An 11,356-nucleotide genomic window follows, 5' to 3' on the forward strand; every position below is an offset into this window, starting at 1 on the left:
AAGCCGCTGTTTAACCGCCGGGTTTTATGCCCCGCCGCGGCCAATGTTCGAAAAGTCGAACGTTGGATGTCGGCCGTCACTGTAACGCCACTTTTTCCCCGACATAAACGCATCCTCGCCAAAGTGGCTGCGGATCGCCAAACGCACCTCGTCCGGCACCGGGTCAGTGACCTGCTCGGTGGCCTGCAGCCAATACAAATCATCGGCCAACTGCTCGATCCGCAGGAAAGGCGCACTCTCGATGAGCGCTCTGCCAAACAGCTCGATGTAGGGTTTGCCGTAAAGGGACACATTGGGGATTTCAGGCAATCGCAGGCTGAGATTGAAAGGCGTGTCCCACCCGGGAAAGGCCATGCTTCGGATGTCGCCGTACACCCCCTCGGTGGAGGCCGTCAAGCGCTTCACCAGGGCCAGGAAGTCGTCGAGCACCGCGGGTTTCTTGAGAAACGCCTTGTGCATCAGGAAACCGCCGACAAAGGGCAATGACGGCGGCGTCGACTTGTTCCACTGCACCTGGTACTCGCCACTGCCCCCCGCCGACAGGACCAGGCTGCCCGCCTCAGCTGTATGGCCTGGCTGGGCCAGGAACTTGACGGGTTCATCCACGTCGACGAAGGGCTGGTTTCCCTCGAAGGGCCCAAACTGGGTGGGCCGGATGGAACTCGGGGCAGCCTGAAGCGTGTGCACGATTTCCCGGGCCACCACGGGGTCGGAAAAGTCGCGCAATGAACTCAATGAAAAGGTAATGCCTGGAAGTAAATGGCTCACGAAACACCTCACCAGGTGGACGTTATAAAACACTAAATTATTAAACAGCCTATTAAACATACCGCCACAGGAACCGTGGCTTTTAATTTATTTTTTAAAAAGTTATATACACCCCTTTTTTTTCGTCTATCGCCTGCTCAAGCATTTCTTTAAACTCTCTAACAGCCTCAAGCGCATCATCTGGAACTTTTCCTTCAACCTCCAAAACCTTACTGAGGCTTTCGCTCACTTCATTTTGAGTCTGGAAGTAAGAACCCATTTTCCCAGGATCAAAGAAATTTTCATCCGAACCTAACGGCACGCCTAAAAAAGGCAAAAACCTTAATTGACTTTCATCAGAAAACAGCTCTTGAGAAACACTCCACCATAAGCCAAGCCCTCGGTCATCAGTGGGCGAATAATATTTCGTAAGTGCGAAATCACCATACTGATGAACATCCTTGCGTTCAATCATATCCTCCCAGTCATCTTCTAACGCGAAACCCTCATATGGATCAACTAAAGACTGCTTATTAGAAATAATGAAATCCCGCACCTGATCGATATTTCCCGAGCGCAAACTGCCCTCCAACAACGGCTTAAGTTCACGATTGAAACCATCAATATCAAAAACAAATGCTTTATGCTCATAGCTCATAATTTAAATCCCGTGATTTCATGGAAAAAAATTCACTTGGCAAGTGCAAATCTGTTCTCACAGGTACGCCGATTTTAGGGTCATATCGCTTTATGCCTATGGTTTGTAGCAAAACGCCCTCTCTTTGCCTGAATGCCTCAATAAACCTAATGATCTCTTGTCTGTCCTTCGCGATCGGACAGCCTAACAGCTTATCATCCACAATAAGCCTACGATCAAAGTTAGCTGCATCAAGAACGGCTTTTTGGAGATTTGCTCCGGGCTGTGCTTCCCCTGTTTTCAAATCGACTCGCTTTGGAAAAAAAATTGGATTCCCCGACTTATCGACAATAGGTTGTTCAACGATACTGAACAATCCGGACTCTCTGCGAATATCCGCTTGTTCTTTATGGACCTGTCTACCAAGAGAAGTCGATGCTGTTTCACCGGTAACGGCTGCCTTGCTAACCCCGCTCGCTCCCAGCTCTTTTGCACCAAAAAACCACCCCTATTTTTCTAATTTCTCCATCACATATTGATCAAGATATTCTTTTAGAGGCTTGGCAGTCCCTAGAACATGAAGCCCTCCTGTTTCCTTATCAATTAGGAAGGGTCCGTTTCCAGCCAGTTGAGCCGAAAAACTCCATGTCTCTAAATACTCTTTAGACTGATAGCAAAATAACCAGCCCTCAGAAAACTCTCACTCATGTGTTAACTGCAGAGGACCATCTGAGTCTTTTAAATACGCCTTAGCTCGTTCCAGAGCACTCTCATAGGTAATCATTAATTAGTTCTCAGCAACTGTAGCGTCTTAAAGTTACTCATATTAGCCGGCTTTCCAGTTTGCCCATCTAGATATCGGACAACCCCATTCTGATTAACTACGTTGAATACATGGCCTGGCTGACCTAGACCATAGGAACCGAACACAATACCGCGCGCCGTCCCCGCCACCGACCATGTGTTGGGTGATAGTCTCGGGTGAAGACACACCACTAAATTTAGCGCCATATTGCTTCTCTAGCACTGTCAACGGAACACCTTTGGTGGAATTTATCGGCAATACAGATGCTGGGTTACCTGCCAGTGTTGCATCAGTAGCAATCGAATAATTAACACAGTTATGGGTTCGTCCAGCATCTGGATAACCTGGGTTGACGTTCCTTATTGAACCTGCAGTCTCATCCGCAACGCCTGTCGCTTTTGGACCAAGTGTTCAACTGCCGCTCTGACCCAAAACCTTTATCTCGCGCCAGTAAATATTTTCTGGTAATGCCTGATTCTGATTAAACAGTGAAAAAATCTCAATCACATCATCAATATTAAACCACTCATCTTTTTTTAATGGAACACGGCCTGCGCTAAACGACAGCAGGGTTCCATCTTCAAAGTTCGTGCTGGAGTTTGAATGATAACCTCTAAACAGCTTTTTACTTTTTGCGTCATATCTTTCAATAAAACAAGTAAATCTGCCTCCAGCCACTTGCACGTAGTTACCCTCATCGTCAGTAATGCATGCGAATGAGCTAGGGCCGTAGCTTTTTAATTTTTTTAGCACCTTTATAAGCTGCGCCTGATTAACACCAACTTTTACAGGACTATTTTCGGCTTCGAGCTTCATATTTACCACCATCACGACACATAGACTGTTGTAGTGTTTTCGATAACCTTGCCATTTAGCCGTCCTTTTTCTTGCGCCCCAAACTTATTAACAAAGTAGTCGACAAACTCTTGATAGCTGGTCTTGCTAGCGGTTCCGCTTTTGACCTCAAGACCGTGCAATTTACCGTTTGCATCACGTACTACTATGTCATACCTACGATCACCGAGAGGTCATTTAACAACCATCTCAGTGCCTACAACTTCCATCCCGTTTGATTCTAAATGTTTAGCAAACTCATCTGCCTTAACTGTTCCCGGAGGAGATACACCAGTCGTACTTGCAAATTTTCCGTCAGGGGTTCGATAGCTTCCATCTGAATGCAGTTTTATTTCGGGAGTTAGATTATTCTCTAGGCTAACTTTCGTCCCGCCCGTCGTAGCTGTACCTGCTACCTCCTTTGCATCACCAGTCGCTTTTGCGACCAACAGTATCAACCGACGCGAATTTCGCTGCCTACACGCGCAACGCCAGACGTGGCGCGGCCTGCGCGCCGGTCAGCCCAGCTGATTCGCGCTCACTGAATAAAACCACCCCGACGCGGGTTTTGAGCCTGTCACAGCACACCCGGACGACCCAAATCAGCCGACGACAAAAAGCCCTGGCCGGTTCGGTGGCGAAGCCATCGGACCGCCAGGGGCCAACAAGCGCAGCGCGTTAGGCTTCGGGGTTCAAAGGGGTTTCCCCTTTGGTACGGTCGATTGGTTACGAATGGCGCAGCTCATTTGTAAACAGTCGGTAACGTGCCTCACCAAAAACGTGCTGGCTCTACGTCAGAGGGAAATTGCTCTGAGTCGCTCTAAATTGATCTGATTTGCTCTACGCTTCTCTAATTTTCACTAACCCAACGGGGTATCGGGGCACACCCTGATCAGGTTTTTGGGGAGACCGACTGCGTGCAGGCGGTGGCCACAAAACATTTCCTGTCCGGCAGCAGCAATTGGAAGCCATTGATCAACTACCCAAGAGCCAACAGAAATTTATTGCGCAGATGCTCGATGCCCTGATCGCTCAAGCCACGACCAAAGCGAGCAACGAAGGACGGGAGGTTTTGCAGTAAGCAGATAGAACAACACCGGCGCGAGGCCGGTGCAATTCCAATCACTTTTACAGAAAACATCAGTGAGAGTTCTGCAATCGGGGCCAAGCAAAATATCTAAACATCAAGTTATGGATATATGCCAAGCCGCTCAAGCTCAGAGAAAAAATACTCCATACCTTCCCGCATGCTATCTGTATCTTTCCTTATTACAACATCATTACTTGTCGACATATTTAAAATAAAAGTATAAATATTACGTTCTCTTTCACCATCCACCTTAAAGATGAAAAAACCCTTATTTTTCATCGCCACCAACTCTAGTACTTGAATAAATTCCTCTAGCCCGACGCTATTCATATTTGGCGAACCGAAACGGGCTGCATATTTTTCAGAAAGCTCATAGAAAGACATTAATCCAGCCCTCTTAATGCTTTTGAAATATCTTGGACATTAGTCAGCTTCCCCGTCGCAACCTTATCCACAACATTCCAAATAATTTGTTTTGGCGGGCCATCCACGCCGTTTTTTATAATCAACTGCTCAACCACCTCAACGGCAGTCCGCTTGTTCCCATTATCAAACAGATGCCCGCCAGCAATATCCCTGACCATTGAGCCAGCCTTATTATAAAAACCATCATAATTGGCAGCATTTGCAATAGCCGTATCAACTTCTCTAAATGAAACCGAACCGCCAAACTGTGAATTTATAGCAGTGATGTCGTCTGCACTTAAGCCGACCTTGAAACCACCAAGACCTGTTCCACTTGGAAGGTTTGACGCTGAACTTAAGCCACTAGTAGCTAGATCATCTACCTTTCCGGCAGCGCCACCAGTTACTTTTGCACCACCCAACGCCAACGGCGAGCTCACGGACTGGCTGTAGGAGCTTAGTTCTTTCGCTCCATTGGGGTAAACCACCTTCATCGTATCGTCGGACACCGTGACGACGCTGCCCTTGGGCAGTACTTTGCCGGTGGCCAAGGTGATGGCTTCACTGAGCTGGACCGTGGTGTTGGCCTGGATGACTTTGCTCTCGACCAGCTTCGCCCCGCCCACCAGCAGCAGTTCGCCGCTGCCCGCTGCTACGGCCTTGGCACCGGCGGCGCCTGCGGCTCCAGCCCGGCCAACGGGGGTGAACTCGAGCATGGTCACGGTTTTCAGGTCCGGGATGACCGTGGACGTGGCCCGCTCGGTGAGGTCGTCGAAGCGCTGGCTGGAGCCGTTGAAGAGGCTGATCTCGGAGTACTTGTTGAGCGCCGTCTTCGATCCGTACTGGTTGCCGGTCAGGGCGATGTTGCCGCCGCCCATGGAGCCGAAGGAGCCATAGTCGGTTCTGCCGAACAATGAGCTGTCGGCCTTCTGCTCGGCCGTCGCCTGGAAGGCCAACACCGGCTTGCCGTAGGCGGTGATGGCCGAGCCGTCGTTCCAGGTCAGCGGCGTCCCCTGCTGGGCCATCTGGGTGACCGCGGCCTGGGCCACCTGCATGTCCTGGGTGAAGTCGCTGGACAGCGGGTTACCGCGGCTGGACTCCTGGGCGAACTTGTTGGCCAGGGCCGCGTATTTATTCGCGGTGCTGTTATCCAGTTGGCTGTCGCTGGCAATCGTCAGCAGCTCTTCCCAGGTGAAATCCTGGAAACCCGGCCGGCCGCGTTCGGCGGTCAGTTGCGCGGCTTTTTCCTTGATCCGACGCACTTCTTCCGGGTGCAGCTGACGGTTGTACGCCGTGGCGTTCTTGGCAATGTTCGCCCCGGTCTGCAGGTCGCCATCGACCACGCCCGCCGCCACCAGCCCGACCAGCTGCGAGGCCGCCAGTTGCAGTTTCGAGTCTTTCTTGACCAGGTCGGAGAGGCTGTTGCTCAACGCCTCGTTGGCCCCGGCTGCCGCAGCACCGACGGCGAACCCTTGGCCGGACGCTTCACTCAAGATACCGCCCACCAAGGCGTGCAAGGCCACTTTCTGCGGGCTGCCATCGGCCCACTTCTGCTCCAGGGAGTAACCGCCCACCGCATTGAAGGCCACGCCTTGAAGGGCGTTCTGCAGTTCGTTGGTCAGCGAGCTGCCCAGATTGTCGCCAAAGCTGCCGCCCTGGATGGCCGTCTGGGCGATGGCGTGGGTGGCGCCCTGGGCCCCGGAATACAAGCCGAACTTGCCGATGTCGCCCCAGTCGGACAGGTTGAAGCCCTTGGTGACTTTATTGACGTTGTCGCCGGTCACGCCAAAGGCGCCGTCCAGCACGCCGGAGGTAAAGCCTGCCGTCACTGCGCCCGTGGCATAGCCCTTGAGCGCATCCTTGGTGGTGATGTCCTTGAACGCGGCGCCGAGGTTGCCGCGGTTGTTGATCACGCTGACCGCGCCTTGGCTGGCCATGGAGGTCATGACGCTGGTGGCCATGACGTTGCCCCAACCCGCCGCCACCGTGGTGGTGGTCGTCACGCCGCCGACCGTGGCGGTGGTGGTGCTCGCGGCCGCCATCGCCGAGCCCTGGGCGGCACCGGTCGCAGCCAGGCTGCTGGCCGCACCGGCGGTGAGCACCGTAACCACGATGATGATCGCCAGGACCGCGCCCTGGCCCAGGCTCGAATGGCTGTACTTGAAGGAGTCGTGCACTTCCTTCACTTGCCGCCAATCCACGTCACCGCGCTGTTCGGCTTCCTTGACCCAGGCCAGTTGCGGGTTGCCCTTGACCATGGCGTCGATGGTCTGGCTGACCGTCTGCCGGTCCACTTGCTTGACGTCGATGGTCAGGCCATCCACGGCCTGGATCGCCATTTGCCCCTGGGCCACCAATTGGGTCTGGCGCAAGGTTTCGTCGGTCTTGCCCTTGCCCTTGGCACTGGTCCAGGCCAGGTCGCTCTTGCTGCGCTCATGGCTCTCTTGATGCAGGTCCTTGACCGCCTCGAAGGTAATGGCGCCGCCGCTGTCGATCAGCAGGTCCTTGCCGCTGTTGAGCGTGGCGACCTGGTACATCTGGTCGCCGGCGCTCTTGACGGTAAGGTTGCCGCCGGTGGTGATGGTCGAGCCCACGTAGCGCACGTCGGTGACTTCATCACGCCGGGTTTCCTTGCTGCCCCAACCGCCTTTTTTCTTCTTGTCGTAGAGGTGGTAGTCGCTGTTCTCGGCGGCCAGCATGCCCAGTTGCTTGCCGCCGTAGAGATAGGCTTCACCGCCGCTTTTGAGCTGGCTGGCGATCAGCAACAGGTTGCCGCCGGCCACCGCCTTGAGGTTGCCGCCAGCCTCGATCTCGCTGCCTTGCTGGCGCACCACGCTGTCTTCGACGTCGAGCTTTTTGCCACCTCCTTTCTTGTGATATTCGCTGTGGCTTTCGTTGGCGGCGGAGGCAATGTTGAGGTTGCCGTCGATCGCCAGGCTGAGGTCGCCCCCGGCCTTGATCTTGCTCGCCACCACCGCCATATCGCCGCCGGCGCTGGCAATCAGGTTGCCACCCACCGTAACGTCGCTGCCGTATTGGGTGGTCTGGCTCTTGCTCCAGTGGGCTTTCTTGCGTTGACCGGTGCTGCTGTCGAGGCCTTCGGCAGCGATGATGTTCAGGTCGCGGCCGGCGCTGAGTTGGGCGTCGCCACCGGCGCTCAAGGTGCTGCCGACGCTCTGCAGGTCGCGTCCGGCGCTGACCAGCAACAGGTTGCCGGCTTCGACGCGGGCGCCTTTATCGACGAAGTCCACGCGCTGGGTGCCACTGGCATGGGCGGCGTCGTGGGTGGTGACGCTGCGCAGGTTGAGCACATCGCCCTGCTGGGCGACCAGGGTCACGTCCTGGCCCTTGAGAATGCCGCCCTGGGCGTTGCGGATGCTGTCGGTGGCCAGCAGCGACAGGCGCTGGTTGGCTTCCATCAGGCCGCTGTTGTCGATGTTCTCGGCGCCGATCAGCAAGCTGTTGCTGGCGCGCAGGGTGCCTTGGTTGCTCAGGCCGCTGCCCGCCATCAATTGCACATCGGTGCCTTGAATCAGCGCGCCGTTGGGGGCCAGGCGGTTGTTCGCCTGAGCCAGGTAGAGCACCGGCACCAGGACCTTCTGGCCCTGCACTTCCTGCTCCTGCATCCACACGATGTCGTGGGTCAGGGCCGCTACCTGGGCCGACGTTAGGGCCACGCCCGGCGCCAGGTCGAGGGCGTCCTTGCTGGCAATAGCGTTGTCCATCAGGTAGCGGAACATCGCCTCATCGCTGGTCAGGCCGGCCAGGAAGCGCTGGCCGGTACGGGCCAGCACCGCGTCGCGGATCAGCCGCTGCTCGTACAAGCCGTCGCCCAGGCGGCGCTGTGCCACATCGGTGTCGAGGCCCAGGCGGCTGAGCAGGTAGTCGGAGTTGAGGAAGTTGCCCAGGTTGGCGAACCGCGGATCGCTCTCCACCAGGTACGGATGGCCTGGGTCGCTGTTGACGTGGAACAGGCCGCCCGGGCCCTGGGGCAGGCTGAAGCCCGGCAGGCTCAGGGGATCGACCGGCTGTTGCGTGGTGTCCGCCGCCAGTTGCGGGTTGAGGGTCACCGGGGTGGCGATGGCGCTGCCGCCCACGTGGGTGTCGCCGACTTTGCTGCCACCGGTGACAAACGCAAACGACGGCCGGATCACCCCTTGCTCGATCACCTGGGCATTGATCTGCACCTTGCCGCCGGCCTGGACCACTGCGTTGTAGGAGAGGTCCTGGCTCGGGGTGTACACCGGGGTGGCCAGCAGGTAGTTGTCCGAGGTGCTGGACTGGATGAACTGGCTGATTTCGGTGGCAATGTCGCCGGTGCCGCCCGGCCAGTTGCGGGCGTTGAAGCCCTCTACCCAACGGAAGATCGACCCCAGGGAACGAGAGCGATAGGAGTTGAGGAAACGCTGGGTGTTGTACTCGCCCAGGGTCGCGCCCTGGTTGTTGAAGGTCAGCGCGTCGATGGTCAAGTCGCCCGCCGACGACAGCAGGCTGTAGCGGTTTTCCACCTGGCCGCCGGTCAGGGTCATTTCCGCGCCGGAAATCAGCGAGGCCCGGGGGCTGGAGTTTTCAGCGTAAGTGCGGTCGATCTCTTCAAGGATGAAGTTGGCGTTGCGCTTGCCGCCGGAGCAGTCGTAGCAGCTGTCGTAGGTCATCCGGGCAGCGACTTTGCGGGTGACGATGTCCACGCTTTCCCGGGCGTTTTCCAAGGTCGCGGCGTTGATGCTCATGCCGCCGACGCTTTCCACGGTGCCGGAGAGGTTATGAAAGCCCTGGGCCTGGCTGCCGTTGAGGTCCCGGGCCATGTCCAGGCGGCCAAAGCTGTACAGGTCGCCGCGCAGGTTGAGCAGGTTGTCGCTGAGCAGCAGCATGTTGGCGCCACTGAACATCAGCCCGCCCTGGTTGACCAGGCTCGGCGCCTCGATGCGCAGGGATTGGCCCGCGCCGAGGGTGCCCTGGTTGTTCAGGCTGGCGACCTGCAACAGCATCTGGCCGGTGCTGGTGATGCTGCCGCGGTTGATCAGGTGGGTGCCCAGGACGAAAGTGCCCTGGCCGCCGCTGCGCACATCGGCGCCCTCGCCCAGTTCGGCACTGGCCGCGCTGACGCTCATGTTGCCCAGGCTTTTGAGCCCGCCATTGCCTTGGTAGCTGCCGCTGAGGGTCAGCCGCAGATCGCCGTCGGTTTCCAGGCTGCCATGGTTGATCCAGTGGTCACCGCTGGCTTCCAGGCCGTCGATGGAGATCAGCTTGCCGCTGGCGCTCTGGGTGAAGGTGCCGACCTTGAGGCCGATTTTCTGGGCCTGGATCACGCTGGTGTTGGTCCAGTCGGCCAGGTCCAGGTCGAGCCGGCTGTTGGTGATAAAGCTGCCGCCGGCATTGCCGGTGTCGGCCAGAGACAGGGCAAAGCCCTCGCGCCCCAGGTGGCGCAACATGCCTTGCTGGTTACTCAGGCCGACGCTGTTCAGGCTCAAGCGGGCGTTGCCGATTTCCACCAGGCCCTGGCTGTTGTCGAACAGCCCACCAATGGCGAAGCGGCTGGTGCCTTGGGTGCCCAGGGCCCGCAGTTGGCCATTGGCGTTGCGCAGGGCTCCGGCGTCCACATTCAAGGTCGAGCCGGATTCGATCAGGCCGTTGCTGTTGTCCAGGGAGCCCACCAGCAGCAGGCTGACCAGTTTGGCGCCGAGGCTGCCGCCGTTGCTCAGGCTGTGGGCGTCCACGGTGACGCTGTTACGGGCCTGGATAAGGCCGCGGCCGTTGGCCAGGTCGCCCCCCTTGAGCAGCAGATCACCGCTGCCCAGCAACTGGCCCTGGTCGTTGTTCAGGCTCTGGGCCAGCACGTCGAGCAGGCCGCCCTGGGCACTGATCATGCCCTGCTGGTTGTGCAATTCGGCGGCGCTCAGGGTCAGCAGCCCGGCGCCGGTCAGCAGTTGGCCGCCCCGGTTGTCCAGGGCCCCGGCCACCGTGGCCCGCAGTTCGCCGCGGGTGGCCTGGAGCGTGCCCTGGCGGTTGTCCAGTTGTTGCAAATCGGCACTCAAGCGGCCCTGGCTATTGATCAGGCCCTGGTTGCTCAAGCTGCCGCCTTCAAGGTGCAGATGGCTGTTGCCGTCGAGGCCACCCTCGGCGTCGAGCCCGGCATTGACCTGCCCCTGGTTGACGATCTGCGACCCTTGCAGGTGCACATCGCCAGCCGCGGCCAGTTGCTTATTCACCGTCACCTGATTGCGCGCCACCACCTTGGCTTTCTTGGCGGCGTAAACAGTGTCGTTGAGGGCGATGTCCTGGGCCTGCAGCTTGACGTCGCCGGCCGCCGAGGCCCGGGCCATGCTCAGCTTGCCGTTGACGTCGATCTGCAGGTCGCCGCCGCTGGCGGCCATGTCGCCGGCCAGCTTCACGCCCACGCCGGACTCGGTGCCCACCAGTTTGATGGCTCCGGCGTACATGCCGCCCAGGGCCGAAGAGTCAATGGCCAGTTGCGGGGCCTGGCTGCCGTCCGGGGCCTTGGCGGTGGCGGCCAGTGTCTTGGCGTCCACCTCGTTGCGCCCGGTGACGATGGTCAGGTCCTTGGCATGCAACTCTGCGTTGATCTGCGCGCTGCGGGTGATGATCTCGAAGCTGCCGACATTGCTCGCATTGAGGCCACGGCCTTCGATGGTCACTGCGCCGCCGTCGACGTCGTAGCTTTTCAGCTGGCCCTTGGTGTCGATCACCGGCCGCCCAGTGGTCAGGGTGGCCTTGGGCGTGTTGATAAAGCCGCAGCCGTCGCACGTGATGCCGTGGGGGTTGGAGACGATCACATGGGCCGATTTGCCGGCCACCTCGGTGTAGCCCTTGAGCTGGC

7 protein-coding genes and 1 pseudogene are annotated in these 11,356 nt (G+C 57.6%); all 8 read right to left on the reverse strand.

Features of this window, described 5'->3' with window-relative positions:
• Nucleotides 1-24 precede the first annotated feature (24 nt).
• Complete coding sequence (locus M1B35_RS04685) at nucleotides 25-828, reverse strand: hypothetical protein (RefSeq protein ID WP_268261356.1); 804 nt, start codon at nucleotides 826-828, stop codon at nucleotides 25-27.
• A gap of 34 nt (nucleotides 829-862) precedes the next feature.
• Nucleotides 863-1,405, reverse strand: a complete 543-nt coding sequence (locus M1B35_RS04690) for a hypothetical protein (RefSeq protein ID WP_268261357.1) — start codon at nucleotides 1,403-1,405, stop codon at nucleotides 863-865.
• Nucleotides 1,395-1,760 carry a hypothetical protein gene (locus M1B35_RS04695; protein ID WP_268261358.1) on the reverse strand — a complete coding sequence of 122 codons (366 nt, stop codon included), beginning with the start codon at nucleotides 1,758-1,760 and terminating at the stop codon, nucleotides 1,395-1,397. The genes M1B35_RS04690 and M1B35_RS04695 overlap by 11 nt, the downstream gene beginning before the upstream one ends.
• Nucleotides 1,761-1,892: 132 nt before the next feature.
• A pseudogene (locus M1B35_RS04700) lies at nucleotides 1,893-2,072 on the reverse strand (YrhB domain-containing protein); the annotation flags it as partial.
• Between the two features lie 95 nt (nucleotides 2,073-2,167).
• Nucleotides 2,168-2,395: a toxin glutamine deamidase domain-containing protein gene (locus M1B35_RS32135; RefSeq protein ID WP_425273388.1), complete on the reverse strand. Its 228-nt coding sequence runs from the start codon at nucleotides 2,393-2,395 to the stop codon at nucleotides 2,168-2,170.
• A 205-nt stretch (nucleotides 2,396-2,600) separates the two neighbouring features.
• Nucleotides 2,601-3,005 carry a hypothetical protein gene (locus M1B35_RS04705; protein ID WP_268261359.1) on the reverse strand — a complete coding sequence of 135 codons (405 nt, stop codon included), beginning with the start codon at nucleotides 3,003-3,005 and terminating at the stop codon, nucleotides 2,601-2,603.
• A 1,207-nt stretch (nucleotides 3,006-4,212) separates the two neighbouring features.
• Nucleotides 4,213-4,497 carry a hypothetical protein gene (locus M1B35_RS04710; RefSeq protein ID WP_268261360.1) on the reverse strand — a complete coding sequence of 95 codons (285 nt, stop codon included), beginning with the start codon at nucleotides 4,495-4,497 and terminating at the stop codon, nucleotides 4,213-4,215.
• A partial coding sequence (locus M1B35_RS04715; RefSeq protein WP_268261361.1) for a two-partner secretion domain-containing protein occupies nucleotides 4,497-11,356 on the reverse strand: 6,860 nt, incomplete at its 5' end. The genes M1B35_RS04715 and M1B35_RS04710, both read right to left, overlap by 1 nt.

It is taken from the genome of Pseudomonas morbosilactucae (assembly GCF_023241665.1).
GTDB lineage: Bacteria > Pseudomonadota > Gammaproteobacteria > Pseudomonadales > Pseudomonadaceae > Aquipseudomonas > Aquipseudomonas morbosilactucae.